Raw genomic sequence first — 15855 nt, forward strand, 5'->3', positions numbered from 1 at the left:
GCCGAGGGGGGCGTCAGCGCTTCTCGCGCGGCGCCTGCGCCTTGACCACCGCGTAGCGCTGCAGCGTCCGCTCGCGGGCCTCGGCATGGTCGACCACCGGCTTCGGGTAGTTCCGCCCGAGCTCGACGCCGGCGGCCAGCAGCTCGACCGGGCTGGCGGTCCACGGCGCATGGATCGCCGCATCCGACAGTTTCGCCAGCTGCGGCAGGTAGCGCCGGATGAACTTGCCCTCGGGGTCGAAGCGCTCGCTCTGCGTGATCGGGTTGAAGATCCGGAAGTAGGGCTGGGCGTCGCAGCCGCTCGAGCTGGCCCACTGCCAGCCCCCGTTGTTCGATGCCAGCTCGAAGTCGTTGAGATGCTGGGCGAAGTAGCGCTCGCCGCGGCGCCAGTCCAGCCCCAGGTCCTTGCAGAGAAAGCTCGCCACCACCATCCGCAGCCGGTTGTGCATGTAGCCGGTCTGGTTGATCTGGGCCATGGCCGCATCGACCAGCGGATACCCCGTCCTGCCCTGGCACCAGGCGTCGAACAGCTGGTCGGCATGCTTGCCATGGTGCCACTGGATCCGGTCGTAGTCGGGCTTGAAGCTGCGCGACTCGCCGCCCTCGGCCACATGCGGGTGGTGGGCCAGGATCTGGAAATAGAAATCGCGCCAGATCAGCTCGCTGAGCCAGGTCGCCGCGCCCGCGTCGCCCTGCAGCGACAGCTGGTGCGCCACGCCCGCCAACTGGCGGATCGACACCGTGCCGAAGCGCAGGTGGACCCCCAGGTAGCTCGGGCCGCGCACCGAGGGATAGTCGCGCGCCGCGTCGTAGCGGTCGATGCGCTGGAAGAAGTCGTCGAACAGGGCGGCGCCGCCCTGGCTGCCGGTCGGGATGTCGAGCTCGGCCAAGTTGCTCTTGCCGAAGCCGATGTCGGCCAGCGGGGGCACCGGCCCGCGCAGCGCATCGGGCACCGGCGCCAGCGCGTCGGCGTGGCGGCGCACCGGGTAGGGCTTCAGGTAGAAGGCGTCGACCTTGGCCAGCCAGGCGCGCTTGTAGGGCGTGAACACGCTGTAGGGTTGGCCGGTCTGGGTCAGTACCTCGTCGCGCTCGAAGATGGCCTGGTCCTTGTAGCTGTGGAAGGCCACGCCGGCATTGGCCAGCGCCCCGAGCACCCGGGCGTCGCGGGCCAGGGCCGCGGGCTCGTCGTCGCGGTTCGCGAACACCGCCTGGACGTCGAGCTGCCGCGCCAGCGCGGCGATCTCGTCCTCGGCGACCGCATGCCGCACCACCAGCCCCCCGCCCAGGCCGCGCAGCTCGGCGTCGAGCTCGACCAGCGACTCGCGGATGAATTCCACCCGCCGGTCGACCCGCGGCAGCGGGTCGAGAATGGCGCGGTCGAAGACGAACACGCACACCACCTGCCGGCAGCCCCGAAGCGCCTGGTAGAGGGCTGCGTTGTCGTCGACGCGCAGGTCGCGGCGAAACCACATCAGGCCCTTGGGATAGATCTTGTCGACGGCCAGTAAAATCGGCGGCATGGCCCTCGATTCTGCACGGATGAACCTCACGCATCATTTCCTGATCGCGATGCCGGGTCTGGAAGACAAGGCCTTCAATCGCAGCGTGGTCTACCTGTGCGAGCACAGCGAGCGCGGCGCGCTCGGGCTGGTCATCAACAAGCCCAGCGACATCAACCTGGGCGTGCTGTTCGAGAAGATCGAGCTCCACCTGTCGCGCCCCGAACTCGGCAATGCGCCGGTGTTCCAGGGCGGGCCGGTGCAGACCGAGCGCGGCTTCGTGCTGCACGAGCCGGTCTTCGCCGATGCCGACAAGCCCAATGAATCGGTCTACGCCTCGACCATGACGATCCCCGGCGGGCTGGAGATGACCACCTCCAAGGATGTGCTGGAGGCGCTGGCCACCGGCGCCGGCCCGCGCAAGGTACTGGTCTCGCTCGGCTACGCGGCCTGGGGCGAGGGCCAGCTCGAATCCGAACTGGCCGAGAACAGCTGGCTCACGGTCGGCGCCGACCCGGCGGTGATCTTCGACACCCCGGTCGAGCAGCGCTACGACAAGGCGCTCTCGCTGCTGGGCCTGCAGGCCTGGACCTTGTCGCCCGATGCGGGGCACGCATGAGCGTTCAGGCGATGCCCGACCGCAACATGCCTTCCCCGCCCGTTCCAGCCCATTTCCAGAGTTTCCTGGCCTTCGACTTCGGCCAGAAGCGCACCGGCGTTGCCAGCGGCAACCGGCTGCTGCGCAGCGCCACGCCGCAGGCCACCATCAAGGCCGAGGGCGACGCCCGCTTCGCCCAGGTCGAGGCCCGGATCCGCGAGTGGCAGCCCGATGCGCTGGTGGTCGGCGTACCCTTTCACCCCGACGGCGCGCCGCACGACAACACCCGGGCCGCCCAGCGCTTCGCCCGCCAGCTGCATGGCCGCTTCCGGCTGCCGGTGTACGAGGTCGACGAACGCTACAGCACCACCGAGGCGCTGGCCGGTGGCGCCCGCGACGCCGATGCCGCCTCGGCCTGCATCATCCTTGAACAGTTCCTCAGGAGTCTCCCGTGAACGCAATCCCCGACGCCGAAGCGCTCTACCTCGAGCTGCTGCGCGGCGTGCAATCCCTGCTGCGACCCGACACCCGCCTGGTCGGCATCACGTCGGGCGGCGCCTGGCTGGTCGGGCGGCTGCAGAAGGACCTGGGCCTGGCCGGCGCGCCCGGCATCATCTCCTCGGCCATGCACCGCGACGATTTCGCCCGCCGCGGCCTGGCCGCCAGCGCCCAGACCACGCTGCCCTTCGACGTCAACGGCGCCGACGTGCTGCTGCTCGACGACGTGCTCTACACCGGCCGCACCATCCGCGCGGTGCTCAACGAGCTGTTCGACTTCGGCCGGCCGGCCTGCGTGCGGCTGGCAGTGATGATCGACCGCGGCGGCCGCCAACTGCCGGTGGCGGCCGATTTCGCGGCCCAGAAGCTCGAACTGCCCGCCACCCAGCTGCTGGCCCTGGCCCGCAGCGACACCGGCGCCTTCAGCTTCCAAGTGGAGGAAAACACCTGATGCTCTACAAGCGCAACCCCCAACTCAACAAGAACGGCGAGCTGATCCACCTGCTGTCGATCGAAGGCCTGCCGAAGGACATCGTCACCCACATCCTCGACACCGCGGCCAATTTCACCAGCGTCAGCGACCGCGAGGTCAAGAAGGTGCCGCTCTTGCGCGGCAAGAGCGTGTTCAACCTGTTCTTCGAGAACTCGACCCGCACCCGCACCACCTTCGAGATCGCGGCCAAGCGGCTGTCGGCCGACGTCATCAACCTCGACATCGCGCGCTCCTCGGCCACCAAGGGCGAGTCGCTGCTCGACACCATCGCCAACCTGAGCGCGATGGCGGCCGACCTGTTCGTGGTGCGGCACAGCGAGTCGGGCGCGCCTTACCTGATCGCGCAGCACGTGGCGCCCCACGTGCACGTGGTGAACGCGGGCGACGGGCGGCATGCGCACCCGACGCAGGGCCTGCTCGATATGTACACGATCAGGCACTACAAGAAGGATTTCTCGAATCTCACGGTGGCGATCGTCGGCGACGTGCTGCATTCGCGCGTGGCGCGCTCCGACATCCACGGGCTCACCACGCTGGGCTGCGCCGAAGTGCGCGTGGTCGGCCCCAAGACCCTGGTGCCGAGCGACATGGCGCAGATGGGCGTGCGCGTGTGCCACACGCTCGAAGAGGGCATCAAGGACTGCGACGTGATCATCATGCTGCGGCTGCAGAACGAGCGCATGAGCGGCGCGCTGCTGCCGTCGTCGCAGGAGTTCTTCAAGACCTTCGGCCTCACGCCCGAGAAGCTGCAGCTGGCCAAGCCGGATGCGATCGTGATGCACCCGGGTCCGATCAACCGCGGCGTCGAGATCGACTCGGCGGTGGTCGACGGCCGGCAGAGCGTGATCCTGCCGCAGGTCACTTTCGGTATCGCGGTCCGAATGGCCGTCATGAGCATCGTCGCAGGTAACGAAGCATGAGCAACATCCTGATCATCAACGGCCGCGTGCTGGACCCGGCCTCCGGCCTCGACCGCCAGGCCGACATTGCGATCGCCGACGGCCTGGTGCAGGCCGTCGGCGCTGTCTCGCCCGAGTTCCGGGCCGAGCGCACGGTCGATGCCCAGGGCTGCCTGGTCGTGCCCGGCCTGGTCGACCTGGCGGCGCGGCTGCGCGAGCCCGGCTACGAGCACGAGGGCATGCTCGAGAGCGAGATGGGCGCGGCGGTGGCCGGCGGCGTCACCAGCCTGGTCTGTCCGCCCGACACCGACCCGGTGCTCGACGAGCCTGGCCTGGTCGAGATGCTCAAGTTCCGGGCCGAGAAGATGCAGCGCGCGCGCCTGTTCCCGCTCGGCGCGCTGACACGCGGGCTGGCCGGCGAGGTGCTGACCGAGATGGCCGAGCTGACCGAGGCCGGCTGCATCGGCTTCGGCCAGGCCGAGGTGCCGCTCGGCAACACCCAGGTGCTGCAGCGCGCGCTGCAGTACGCGAGCACCTTCGGCTACACCGTGTGGCTGCGCCCGCAGGAACGCGACCTCGGCCGCGGCGTCGCCGCCAGCGGGCCGCTGGCGACCCGGCTCGGCCTGGCGGGCGTGCCGGTGGCGGCCGAGACCATCGCGATCTTCACCATCGTCGAGCTGATGCGAAGCACCGGCGCGCGGGTCCACCTGTGCCGGCTGTCGAGCGCGGCCGGGGTGGCGCAGGTGCGTGCAGCCAAGGCCGAGGGCCTGCCGCTCACTTGCGACGTCAGCATCAATTCGCTGCACCTGGCCGACACCGACATCGGCTTCTTCGACAGCCGCGCCCGCCTCAGCCCGCCGCTGCGCCAGCAACGCGACCGCGATGCGCTGTCGGCCGGGCTGGCCGACGGCACCATCGACGCGCTGGTGTCCGACCACACGCCGGTCGAGGCCGACGCCAAGACCCTGCCCTTCGCCGAGAGCGAGGCCGGGGCCACCGGCCTCGAGCTGCTGCTGCCGCTGGCGCTGCAGTGGGGCGAGCAGAGCGGTGCCGGACTGCAGCGCGCGATCGAGGTCGTCACGGCGGCACCGGCGCGGCTGCTGGCCGCCGCGGGCGTCGGTCGCCTGGCCGCAGGCAGCGCCGCCGACCTCTGCGTGGTCGACCCGGCGCACGAGTGGCAGGTCCGGCCCGAAGCGCTGAAGAGCCAGGGCAAGCACACGCCCTTCGGCGACTACGCCATGCGCGGGCGGGCCCGGCACACGCTGGTCGGCGGCCGGGTGGTGCACGGCTGATGCAGTCGCTCTCCGCCGGCTGGCGGCTGCTGCGTGCGATCGCGCACATGCTGTCGGGCTGGGGGACCATCCGTTTCCGGTTCGGGCGCCTGTCGCCGGCCGAGCGTGCGCAGCGCGTCCAGCAATGGGCCGAGCGCATGCTCAACATCATGGGCATCCGGCTCACGGTGCATGGCACGCCGCCCGCGCACGGGCCGGTGCTGGTGGTGTGCAACCACCTGTCGTGGCTCGACATCCTGGCGATCCACGCCGCGCGCCACGTGCGCTTCGTCTCCAAGGAAAGCGTGCGCCGCTGGCCGGTGATCGGCACCCTGTCGACCGGGGCCGGCACGCTCTACATCGAGCGCGAGCGCCGGCGCGACGCGGTGCGGGTGGTGCACCACATGACCGAGGCGCTGCGCGCGGGCGACATCATCGCGGTCTTCCCCGAAGGCACGACCAGCGACGGCCACGGCCTGCTGCCCTTCCATGCGAACCTGCTGCAGGCGGCGATCTCGGCCGGGGCGCCGGTGCAGCCGGCGGCGCTGCGCTTCGCCGATGCGGCCAGCGGCCAGAACAGCGATGCGCCGCGCTACGTGGACGACGACAACCTGCTCGCTTCGCTGTGGAACACGCTGAAGGCGCCGCCGCTGCTGGCGATCGTGCATTTCGGCGAGCCCCAGCCGTCGATGGGGCGCGATCGCCGGGGGTGGGCGAAGTCCCTGCACGCCGACGTCCAGTCGCTGCGCCGCGAACTCCGGTAGCCTGCGCGGGCCCGCCGCCCAAAAAAAAGGCAGCACCCCGAGGGGTGCTGCGCAACGGCGCCGGGGGCGCCGGGAGGAGGAATCGTCGTTCAGAGAATCCCGAAAACCTTCAGTCCGATGATCACGACGAGCGGCACGCCGCAGAGCCAGAGGACGATGCTTTTCATGAGGGGTCTCCAGTAGATGTCAGTGCTTGCACCTTAGGCGCGCGAATGCACGCCGGGTGCCGGAGAAATCAATGGGAGCGCGTGGGCGCTTGCCTACAGGGCCGGCGGCGTCAGGTCCAGGTAGTGGTCGAGCATCTGGAAATGGTCGTCCAGGAAGCGGTCTTCCAGCGCGGCCAGCGCGCCGATCGGCGTCCAGTGGGCGGCGGCGGCGTCGTCGTCGGCCCGCAGCCCCGGCAGTTCGCGCTCTCCCAGGTCGAAGAAATGGCCGTGGGTGATGGTGCGGCCGCGCGCGCTGCGGTCCGGGCGGTCGAACACGTCGGTGGCCTTCAGGCAGGCGCGCAGGGTGGCCTGCGGCAGCGCCAGGTGCGTTTCTTCCTCGAGTTCGCGCAGGGCCGCCTGCCGTGTGGTTTCGCGCTGTTCCAGGAAGCCGCCCGGCACCGCGAACAGGCCCTTGCCGGGCGCCTGTCCGCGGCGGATCAGGAGCACGTGGCCCGCGCACTTGACGACGCAGTCGACCGTCACCAGGACCGGCGGGTAGGGCGCCGAGGCCCATGACGCCTCGTAGGCCCGCAACAGCGCGGCTTCCTGCGCCAGGGCCTCGAAATGCGGCGCGGCGCGCCAGGCCCGCAGGAAGTCGAGGGTGGCCGGCGGCAGCTCACCGGCGAGCGCGGCCAGGGCCTCGGCCGGCGAGGCGAACAGCGCGTCGCGCATGAGGCTGGCCCGGCGGACCGGCACGCCGGCCGCCCGCAGCAGCGTCCACTCCGGGAAGGCGTCGAGGTACTCGCGCGTGGCGTCCCGCGCGTGGCCGACCAGCGTCAGCCTGGGCGCCGGGGCCGCCTCGGCGCCCCCCAGCGCGTGCGCGACGGCCTGGCGCACGTCCGCCAGCCAGCGGGCCTCGACGAAGCGATCGCGCACCGGCACGCAGTGCAGCCGCCCGCGCTGCGCTTCGGGCAGCGCCAGCCGGATCATCTCGGCGCGTTCCTGCCAGCTGAAGGGATGCTTGGGCGAGCGGGCCTGGAACGCCGAGCCGATCACCACGACCACGCGCGGCGCGGCTTCGAGCGCCCGCCTGACCAGCGAGAGATGGCCGTCGTGAAAGGGCTGGAAGCGGCCGATGACGACCGCGGCGTCCGATGAATTGTGAGTGTGCACTGCGTTGGCCATTGCTTCAAATGCTTGTATCCAGCAGGCGATCATCGCCTTATGCTGCCGCTGGATCGTCTATTTCAAATCCTTACTCACCAAGGAACCCCATGAGCAAAACCCTCGCCCTCCTGATCGCCGGCTTCTTCGCCGCGGGCGCCTGCGCGCAAGCCCCCAAGGGCGCTTCGTCGGAAGCCGCGCCGATCATGAACAGCAAGCCCCAGGAGCGCGCGGAGGCCAAGGTCGAGGCCCGGCCCCAGGGCAAGGTCAAGGCAGCGGGCGGCGACACCTTGAACACGGCCGAGAGCGGCGCCATCGGCACCGGCAAGTCGGCGGCGGCCGGTCAGAAGCGGGAAGCGACGCGCAATGCGAAGCATCCGAACCGCAAGCTGAACCCGCAGGGCGGCACGCCGAACTGAGCGGCAGCGGCGGCGCCGCCGGGCGGGCGGCGCCTCAACAGAACATGAAAGCCAGGATGGCGGCATCATCCGCCCAGTTCAGCAGCGCATAGCCGGCCAACCTGTAGGCCAGCACGGTCGCTTGGTTGATCAGGTCCTGCATGGTGGAGGGGGGCGGTCTTGGCTGGTGCCCTCGACAGGAATCGAACCTGTATCTGAGTCTTAGGAGGACCCCGTTCTATCCATTGAACTACGAGGACGAGCGCGCCCGAACTTTAACAGTTCGGCTAGTCGAACTGCACCGTGAAGATCAGGTCGACGGCGCTTTGCTGCCCCGCCTGCGCCCGCAAGGTCAGCCGCCGGGTCAGGTCGTAGAAGATGAACAGCGTGCCCAGCGTGCCGCCCAGGCCGCGCTCGTAGGTGACGTAGAAGTCCCGCGCGATGCGCTTGCCCACGGTGACCGTCGAGTCGCGCACGTCGCCGCCGCTGCCGGGGCCCTTGAAGCCGATCTCGTCGAGCCCGAACCGGCTCGCCAGCCCGCCGCCGCCACCACCGCCCAGACCCCCCAGCAGCGCCAGCGCGGCCTGCTGCAGCAGCACCGATTCGCCGCCGCTGGTGGCCGACGCCCGGCCCAGCACCAGCCAGCTGAGGGTTTCCTGGTCCGACAGCTGCGGCTCCGAATAGAGCCGCACGCGGGGCGACTGGGCGGTGCCGGTGATGGCGACGCCGGCGCGCTGCGAGATGTTCGGCCGGATCGCCAGGATGTCGAGCTGGGGGTTGTCGAACGGGCCGTTGAAGCGCGCGATCCCGGTCTCGATGTTGAGCGCCTGCCCGTAGGCGCGGTACTGGCCGGCCACGGTTCGGACCTCGCCGGTGATGCGCGGCGGCGCGTTCAGGGCGGTGCTGCGGATGTCCAGCTTGCCGGCCAGCCGGGTCGTGATGCCGCGGCCCTGGACCGCGAAGTCGGAGCCCAGGTCGAAGCTCACCGCGATGTCCGGCGGCTTCGCGGTCTCGGCCCGGGCGACTTCGGTCTGGTTTTCGGCCGCCCGGCGCTTCGCCTCCTCGGCCGCTTCGCGGTCGATCGCCGCCGAGCGGATCACGACGTCGCTGCCCAGGCTGGGCGCGGTCTGGTCGGGCAGGATGATGACGGCGCGGTCGGTCTTGATGTCGCCCCGCACCGTGAACTGGCCGCTGGCGAGCCGGGCCTGCAGGTTGCCCGACAGCGTGAGCTGCCGATCGGCGCGCACCAGCACGCGCAGCGCCCGCAGCTCGGCCTGGACCGACATCCGGATGCCGCTGCCGGCACCGGCCACCGGCGCCGCGCCCCAGCCCAGTTCGCCGCGCGCGGTCAGCGTGCCGCCGTCGCGCGCCGCCTCGCTGGCCGCCGTGCTGAGGTTGCCGCTCTGGCCCGGGATGCGCGTCTGCGCGCCGGCCCCGCCCTTGAGCGTGAACTCGGTGATCTCGACCCGGTTGCCCGCCAGGGTGGCGCGCAGCCGGCCGTCGCGCAGGTCCAGCCCTTCGACCAGCGCCCGCAGCGCCAGCTGGTCGGCGCCCAGCGTGCCGTTCCAGCGCGGCTCGCTGCGGTTGCCGGCCAGCGTGGCATCGGCGTCGAGCGTGCCGGCCATCCGCCAGCCCGGCGGCGCCAGCATCGACCAGACGCCCAGGTTGGGCATCCGCGCCGTGACGCGGCCGGCCAGCGGGGCGTCGTCGGCCCAGTGCCAGCCGCCCTGGCGCTGCTGCACCCGGGTGCTGGCCTCGACCCGGATCTCGCCCGCCCGCTCGCTGTCCCAGGCCAGGTTGGCGCGCACGGTGTCGCCTTCGGCATCCAGCGCGACCTCGGCGCGCTTCAGGCCGGCCGGCGTGCTGGCGCCGGGGCCGGCGGCATCCATGGTGCGTTCGCTGGCGGTGCCCGTCCCATGGCTGCGGATGCGCGTGACCAGCGCGGCCTCGCCGGCCTGCACCCGCAGGTCGCCGCTGTCGCGCGTCAGGCGGGCCTTGGCGCGCAGGGTGTCGCCGGCGTCGATGTCCCAGTCGCCGTTGAACAGCAGGTCGCCGCTGAAACCGACCTGGGCCAGGGTCTCGCCGTTGCCGAGCAGCTCGGCCCAGGCCATCGGCAGGCCCTGCAGCCGGCCCTTGGACTGCAGCCGGTAGGCCCGCCGCGCCTCGGTGCCGGTGCGGCTGAAGCGCAGCGGCTGCCAGTCGATCCTGACCGTGCCCGGTGCCGGGCCCTTGAGGGTCGCGGCCGCGGCGGAGGCTTCGAGGTCGAGCCGCGGGTTGTCGCCGGCGGCGGTCCGCACCTTCACGCTGACGGGGCTGCCCAGTTCCAGCACCCAGGGGGCGAGATCCGGCCGCGCGCCGTCGAGGGCCTGCAGGCGCAGGCTGGCGAGTGCCGCGCTCCACTGGTCACGGCGTTCGAGGCCGGCGCTGGCCCGGGTGTCGAGCGTGATCTTGCGGCTGCCCGTCACGGCTTCGCCCTTCAGCGTCAACGTGGCCTGGGCGAGGCTGCCGGACAGCTCGGCGCGCACGCCGTTCAGCACGATCGGGTTCGGCGCCGCCGCCTCGGAGGGCGGCAGCTTCACCTCGAGCTTGGGAACGGCCAGCGTGGCCTGGAGCGTGGGTTCGACGGCGCCGCGCGGTGCGGGTTCGTTGAGGGTCTGCAGCCGGCGCTGGACCGCCTGCCAGCCGCCCCTCCAGCTGGCGTCCAGCCGGGCGCTGCCCTGCAGCGCGGTGCCGCCGAAGAGGGCCCCGAGTTCGGGCAGGCCTTCGATCCAGCCCTGCAGCGCCGCCGCGTCGTCGACCCGGGCCTGGACCTCGCCGCCGCCCGTGTTCGGCGCGATGCGGCCGTCGACCAGCACCGTGGCGCCGGGAACGGCCAGGTTCAGCCGGCCGCTGGCGGCCTGGTCGTCGACCCGCACCTGCAGGCGGCCGTCGATGCTGGCGCGCCGGGCCTCGACGCGCAGGCTGCGCAGGTCGAGCACCTGGTCCTGCCACTGGCCCTTGGCGAGCGCCCGTTCGAGCCGCAGGCCCTGCAGCTCGCCGGCGCCGCCGGCCCCGCCCTCGGCCTGCAGCGCGAGGTCGAACTGCAGGGCATCGCCGGTCTGGCCGGCCTGGATTCGGCCGCTGACCGGCGCGCCGTCGAGCTGGGTGTGGAGGGCGCCGGGACTGACGCCGCGCACGGTGGCATCGACTCGCCAGGGCGCCGGCGCGGGGCTCCAGCTGCCTTCCGCTTCGATGCGGCCGCCGCCGGCGCGCACGCTGAGCTGCGGCAGCGTCCAGGTGCTGCCGTCGAAACGGGCGCGGGCGTCGAGCTGCTCGACCGGCAGCCTGGTCTGGTCCCAGGGGCCGGGCAGCGCATTGCGCACCTGCGCGCTGGCCTGCCACAGGGCCTCGCCGGGCGCGGCGGTCGGGTCGGGGCCGGCCTCGATCTCGCCGCTCAGCAGCGTGGCGGGCGCTGCGGGCCAGAGGGTGGCCAGGTCGATGTTCTGCAGCGCGGCCTTGGCGTCGATCACGGGCTGCGGCTGCCAGGGTGCCAGGGTGGCCTGCAGCTGCGCCTGCATCGGCTGTTCGGCGCTGGCGTCGACCGGATGGAGCTCGGCCGCCACCGCGAGGCGGGCGTCGGGGCCGGCGAGCTGGCCCTGGATGTTCGCCTCGGCCCGGACGTCGAGGCTGCGGTCCTGCGCCAGCGTGGCGCGCACCCGGCCGTTCAGCGTGGCGTCGAGCGCCATCGGCGCCGGCCCCTGCAGGCGCAGCCGGGCGCCGTAGTGGCCGTCGGCGATGTCGACCCCGGTGATCTCGAGCTGGTGATGGGCGTCGCTGTAGCGGTAGCTGCCCGCCAGCCCGGTCGCCTGCAGCGCCGGCGGCCCGGCCCAGCGCAGCTCGTCGATGGTGAATGGCAGATCGATCTCCACCGGCAGCACGAGCTGCGCGAGCGGCTCGACCGGCTTGCTCTCGGCCGGGGCGCGGCGCTCGATCAGCAGCTGCGCGGCGTGGACTTCGCCGAGCTGCACCCGGCGCCGCAGCAGGGGCGCCAGCTGCCAGCCGATGCGGGCGTCCCGGACCTCGACCGCCAGGCTCTCGCTTTCCCAGCGCAGCCAGCCGATGCGGCCCCCGGCGCGCAGCGAGCCGGTCACGTCGCGGCTCTCCAGAGTCTGGCCGGGTGGGAGGTAGCGCGCCGTGCGCGCCAGCGCGAAGGCCAGCGACTGGTCCGACCCCAGCCACCACCAGGCGCCCGCGCCCAGCAGCAGCACCAGCGCCACCAGGCCGGTCAGGCCCCAGGCGAATGCGCGCAGCGCACGGCGTCCGCGCGAGCGCGGCGGTGGCGGCGCGGCGGGCGGGGCGGCGATGGCGTCTTCGGAGTTCATCTAGAAGGTGAAGCCGAGTCGGAGGTGAAAGCGGAACGCATGGACGTCGACGCCGTAGGCCAGGTCCATCTGGACCGGGCCGATCGGGCTGGCCCAGCGCGCGCCGACGCCGACACCGACCTTGGCGCTCAGGTCGCCCGGCCGGTCGGCCACCGCGCCGGCATCGATGAAGACCGTGCTGTCCCAGGCGGTCAGCTGGCCCTGGTAGACGAAGGGACGCTGCCATTCGATGCTCGCCACGCCGAGGTAGCGCCCGGCGATGACCTGGCCGTCGGGCTTGATGGCGCCGATCGAGCGGTAGCCGTAGCCGCGCACCGTGGTGTCGCCGCCGGTGAGGAAGTTCAAGGTCGACGGGATCTGGGCCCGGTCCGCGGCGCTCACCACGCCGGCCTCGGCGCGCAGCTGGATGCGGGCATTGCGCCGCTGCGTGCCGTCGTCGTTGCTCACGGTGCCGGCCGGGACGAAGCCGATCCAGCGCACGTAGGTGCGGGTGAAGGGCAGCTGCTCGCCCGACAGCGTGTAGCCGCCGGCCAGTTCGAGCGCCACCCCCTGGCCGCGCGTCGGCGCCGCCGCGTTGTCGAAATAGCGGCCGGTCCAGCCCCAGTTGAGGGACAGGGCCGAGGCCGATGGCGGCGGGTTGAAGCCCCGGTTCACCGCGTAGTCGTACTGCAGGAAGATGCTGCGGTCGATGTGGTCGCCGGCCTGGCTGCGGCCGCCGCGCAGGCGTCCGCTGTCGAGCGTGAAGCTGCCCGAGACTTCGCTTTTCAGCTGGGCCGATGCAAAGGAGCGCCAGCCGTTGTCGCCGGGGATCGCCGTCCACTCGGTGCCCAGCGATTGGGCGTCGCGGTCGAGCGAGAGCTTGGACACCGCGCGCCAGCCGAGCAGCGGCATGTCGTTGTGCGAATGGTCGATCGACAGGCGGGCGCCGCTGTCGGTGGTGAAGCCGACGCCGAGCACCACGCGCTGAAGCGGCGCCTCGGTCAGCTGGGCGATCACCGGGGCGGCCTGCGGGTCGGTCGTGGTGTCCAGCGTCAGGAACACCGAATTGAAGTAGCCGCTGCTGGCCAGCCGCTGCTGGGCGTCGAGCAGCAGCTGCTGGTCGTATTCGGCGCCGGTCGGCACCCGCGCCAGCCGGCGCACGCTGTCGGCCGGATAGCGCTGGTTGCCGTTCACCACCAGCGGCCCGAAGCGGTAGGCCGGGCCGGAGTCATAGGTCGCGCCGAGCCTGGCTTCGCTGCGGTCGGCGTCGATCTCGGCCTTGCTGGCGAGGATGCTGCCGGTCGGATAGCGCCGGGCCGTGAGCGTGCGCAGCGCCGCCGTCTTGGCGGCGTCCCAGGCCGGCTGGTTGAAGGGCTGGCCGGCGCGCAGCGCCCAGCCGGTGCGGATGCTGTCGCGCTGCGCCTCGGCGGCCGGGTTGTCGGCGATCGGCCCGCTGAAGTCGATCTGCACGCTGCTCACTTGCGTGAGCGGGCCGGGCTCGACCGTGATCCTGACCTCCCGCGGCGCCTTGCCGCCGGGCGTCTCCCGCAGTTCCAGCGTGAGCGTGGGCGTGAAGTAGCCCAGGGTGTTGAGCAGTTCGCGCGCGTTGGCCTCGGCCGCCACCATCAGCCGCGAAATCTCGATCGCGCCGAGGTCGTCGAGCTGGCGAAAGCGCTGGATCTCGAGGTGGCGTTCGAGGAATTCGCGCACCGTGGCGGGTTCGGCCCGGACATCGACCGTGAACGCCGCGCCGGTGCTGCCGCCCTCGCTCGCCACGGCGCTGGGGGTCGCGTCCGATTCTGCCGCGTCCTTCTGGGGCAACAGGCTGCAACCTGACAGAAAAAGAGCGGCTGCACATAAAAACGCCGGCCACCACGCCGGCGCACGAAGACGGACCACCCTAAGCATGCGGGCATTCTGACAGCATGCGCGCGAGCCCCCCCGGAAGCCGGGGGCTCGCGCGGGCGGGCTATTTCGAGAGCATCCGCATCGCGTCTTCCAGACCGCGCAAGGTCAGCGGGTACATCCGGTGCGACACCAGCTGCTGGATCACCGCGATGCTCTGGCGGTACTGCCAGACGCCCTGCGGCTCGGGGTTGATCCAGGCAAACTTCGGGAAGGCGTGCGTGAGGCGCTGCATCCACTCGGCGCCGGCCTCTTCGTTGTTGTATTCGACGCTGCCGCCCGGCTGCAGGATCTCGTACGGGCTCATCGTGGCGTCGCCGACGAAGATCAGCTTGTAGTCCTTGTTGTACTTGCGGATGATGTCCCAGGTCGCGAACTTCTCGGAGAAGCGGCGCCGATTGTTCTTCCACATGAAGTCGTACACGCAGTTGTGGAAGTAGTAGAACTCCAGGTGCTTGAACTCGGTCTTGACGGCCGAGAACAGCTCCTCGACGCGCTGGATGTGCTCGTCCATCGTGCCGCCGACATCCATCAGCAGCAGCACCTTGACGTTGTTGTGGCGCTCGGGCCGCATCTTGATGTCGAGGTAGCCGGCATTCGCCGCGGTCGAATGGATGGTGTCGTCGAGGTCCAGCTCTTCCTCATGCCCCTCGCGCGCGAACTTGCGCAGCCGCCGCAGCGCGACCTTGATGTTGCGCGTGCCCAGTTCCTGGCTGTCGTCGTAGTCCTTGTAGGCGCGCTGGTCCCAGACCTTGACCGCGCTCTTGTTCTTGCCGGCGCCGCCGATGCGCACGCCCTGCGGGTTGTAGCCGCCGTGGCCGAAGGGCGAGGTGCCGCCGGTGCCGATCCACTTGTTGCCGCCCTCGTGGCGCTCCTTCTGCTCCTCGAAGCGCTTCTTCAGCGTCTCCATGAGCTCGTCCCAGCCCATCTTCTCGATCTTGGCCTTTTCCTCGGCCGTGAACTCGCGCTCGAGCGTCTTGCGCAGCCAGTCGAGCGGCACTTCCTTGGTGAAGTCGGCCAGCATCTCGACGCCCTTGAAGTAGGCGGCGAAGGCGCGGTCGAACTTGTCGTAGTGCTTCTCGTCCTTGACCAGGGCGGTGCGCGAGAGGTAGTAGAAGTCATCGAGGCCCCAGGCGCCGTCGGAGTTGGGGCCGACCACGTCGGCCTGCAGCGCCTCGAGCAGGGTCAGGTATTCCTTGACCGACACCGGCAGCTTGGCCGAGCGCAGCGTGTAGAAGAAGTCGATCAGCATGGCGAATCACTCCTTGGAGGAAGAGGGCGCCGGCGTGCGCGGCTTGTCCAGCAGGTAGAGCAGCTGGGCCTGGACCTCGGGCCATTCGCCCGAGCGCAGGCTGTACATCACGGTGTCGCGGATGGTGCCGTCGCGGCGCAGCGCATGGCCGCGGATCACGCCGTCCTTGCGGGCGCCGAGCCGCTCGATCGCCTGCTGCGAGGCGTGGTTGAAGTTGTCGGTGCGCCAGCCCACCACGTGGCAGCCCAGGGCATCGAAGGCGTGCGACATCATCAGCAGCTTGCAGGTGGTGTTGACATGGGTGCGCTGGCAGCGCCGGGCGTACCAGGTGTAGCCGATCTCGACCCGCTTCACGGCCGGCAGGATGTCGTGGAAGCTGGTCGTGCCGAGCACGCTGCCGGTGGCTTCGTCGGTGACGGCGAAGGCGAAGCGGTTGCCGTCCTCGCGCATCTTCAGGGCCGCCTCGATGTAGCTGCGCGTGTCCTGCGGTTCGGGCACCGAGGTGACGCGGATGTTCCAGAGCTCGCCGTCGGCGGCCGCGGCGCGCAGGCCGTCTTCATGGGCCAGCGACAGCGGCACCAGCGCGATGCCGCGCGACTTGAGCGTGACAGGCTCGACGAATGCCATCC

Annotated in this window: 13 protein-coding genes and 1 tRNA gene; 7 read left to right on the forward strand and 7 right to left on the reverse strand. The window is 71.2% G+C overall.

The annotated features are described in order from the left end of the window. Window positions 1–13: 13 nt before the first annotated feature. Window positions 14–1519: a cryptochrome/photolyase family protein gene (locus QTI33_RS11060; RefSeq protein WP_286505958.1), complete on the reverse strand. Its 1506-nt coding sequence runs from the start codon at window positions 1517–1519 to the stop codon at window positions 14–16. Between QTI33_RS11060 and QTI33_RS11065 the strand changes: the two genes are divergently transcribed. The 6 genes from QTI33_RS11065 to QTI33_RS11090 are packed head-to-tail and all read left to right on the forward strand — an operon-like array spanning window position 1518 to window position 6021. Beyond that, entirely contained in the window at window positions 1518–2117 is a 600-nt protein-coding gene (locus QTI33_RS11065; protein ID WP_286505960.1) for a YqgE/AlgH family protein, read from the forward strand. The two genes, QTI33_RS11060 and QTI33_RS11065, sit on opposite strands and share 2 nt — an antisense overlap. Continuing rightward, window positions 2114–2551: a Holliday junction resolvase RuvX gene (gene ruvX / locus QTI33_RS11070; RefSeq protein ID WP_286505961.1), complete on the forward strand. Its 438-nt coding sequence runs from the start codon at window positions 2114–2116 to the stop codon at window positions 2549–2551. The genes QTI33_RS11065 and ruvX overlap by 4 nt, the downstream gene beginning before the upstream one ends. Then, the gene (gene pyrR / locus QTI33_RS11075; RefSeq protein ID WP_286505962.1) at window positions 2548–3045 is read left to right on the forward strand and encodes a bifunctional pyr operon transcriptional regulator/uracil phosphoribosyltransferase PyrR; all 498 of its coding nucleotides are present in this window, start codon (window positions 2548–2550) and stop codon (window positions 3043–3045) included. Before ruvX ends, pyrR begins: the two co-directional genes overlap by 4 nt. After that, the gene (locus QTI33_RS11080) at window positions 3045–4007 is read left to right on the forward strand and encodes an aspartate carbamoyltransferase catalytic subunit (RefSeq protein ID WP_286370034.1); all 963 of its coding nucleotides are present in this window, start codon (window positions 3045–3047) and stop codon (window positions 4005–4007) included. The genes pyrR and QTI33_RS11080 overlap by 1 nt, the downstream gene beginning before the upstream one ends. Then, window positions 4004–5278, forward strand: a complete 1275-nt coding sequence (locus QTI33_RS11085) for a dihydroorotase (RefSeq protein WP_286505964.1) — start codon at window positions 4004–4006, stop codon at window positions 5276–5278. The genes QTI33_RS11080 and QTI33_RS11085 overlap by 4 nt, the downstream gene beginning before the upstream one ends. Then, complete coding sequence (locus tag QTI33_RS11090) at window positions 5275–6021, forward strand: lysophospholipid acyltransferase family protein (RefSeq protein WP_286506327.1); 747 nt, start codon at window positions 5275–5277, stop codon at window positions 6019–6021. Before QTI33_RS11085 ends, QTI33_RS11090 begins: the two co-directional genes overlap by 4 nt. Before the next feature lie 260 nt (window positions 6022–6281). On the opposite strand, the gene QTI33_RS11095 is transcribed toward QTI33_RS11090, so the two are convergent. Continuing rightward, window positions 6282–7352 (reverse strand): NUDIX domain-containing protein, encoded by a 1071-nt coding sequence (locus QTI33_RS11095; protein WP_286505967.1) that lies wholly within the window; start codon window positions 7350–7352, stop codon window positions 6282–6284. 89 nt (window positions 7353–7441) lie between these two features. Between QTI33_RS11095 and QTI33_RS11100 the strand changes: the two genes are divergently transcribed. Further along, a complete protein-coding gene (locus tag QTI33_RS11100; protein WP_286505968.1) occupies window positions 7442–7750 on the forward strand; it encodes a cell envelope biogenesis protein TolA in 309 nt (102 codons plus the stop codon). A 164-nt stretch (window positions 7751–7914) separates the two neighbouring features. On the opposite strand, the gene QTI33_RS11105 is transcribed toward QTI33_RS11100, so the two are convergent. The 5 genes from QTI33_RS11105 to QTI33_RS11125 form a co-directional block, all read right to left on the reverse strand. Beyond that, a tRNA-Arg gene (locus QTI33_RS11105) sits at window positions 7915–7989 on the reverse strand. A gap of 27 nt (window positions 7990–8016) precedes the next feature. Continuing rightward, window positions 8017–12090: a translocation/assembly module TamB domain-containing protein gene (locus QTI33_RS11110; protein ID WP_286505969.1), complete on the reverse strand. Its 4074-nt coding sequence runs from the start codon at window positions 12088–12090 to the stop codon at window positions 8017–8019. Next, on the reverse strand, window positions 12091–13977 hold the full coding sequence (locus QTI33_RS11115; RefSeq protein WP_286505970.1) for an autotransporter assembly complex protein TamA: 1887 nt from the start codon (window positions 13975–13977) through the stop codon (window positions 12091–12093). It lies immediately after the preceding gene. Between the two features lie 61 nt (window positions 13978–14038). Beyond that, window positions 14039–15226 (reverse strand): vWA domain-containing protein, encoded by a 1188-nt coding sequence (locus QTI33_RS11120; protein WP_286505971.1) that lies wholly within the window; start codon window positions 15224–15226, stop codon window positions 14039–14041. Window positions 15227–15232: 6 nt separating this feature from the next. Continuing rightward, window positions 15233–15853: a GNAT family N-acetyltransferase gene (locus QTI33_RS11125; protein WP_286505973.1), complete on the reverse strand. Its 621-nt coding sequence runs from the start codon at window positions 15851–15853 to the stop codon at window positions 15233–15235. Window positions 15854–15855 lie beyond the last annotated feature (2 nt).

The organism is Variovorax davisae, assembly GCF_030316845.1.
Lineage (GTDB): Bacteria > Pseudomonadota > Gammaproteobacteria > Burkholderiales > Burkholderiaceae_C > Variovorax > Variovorax davisae.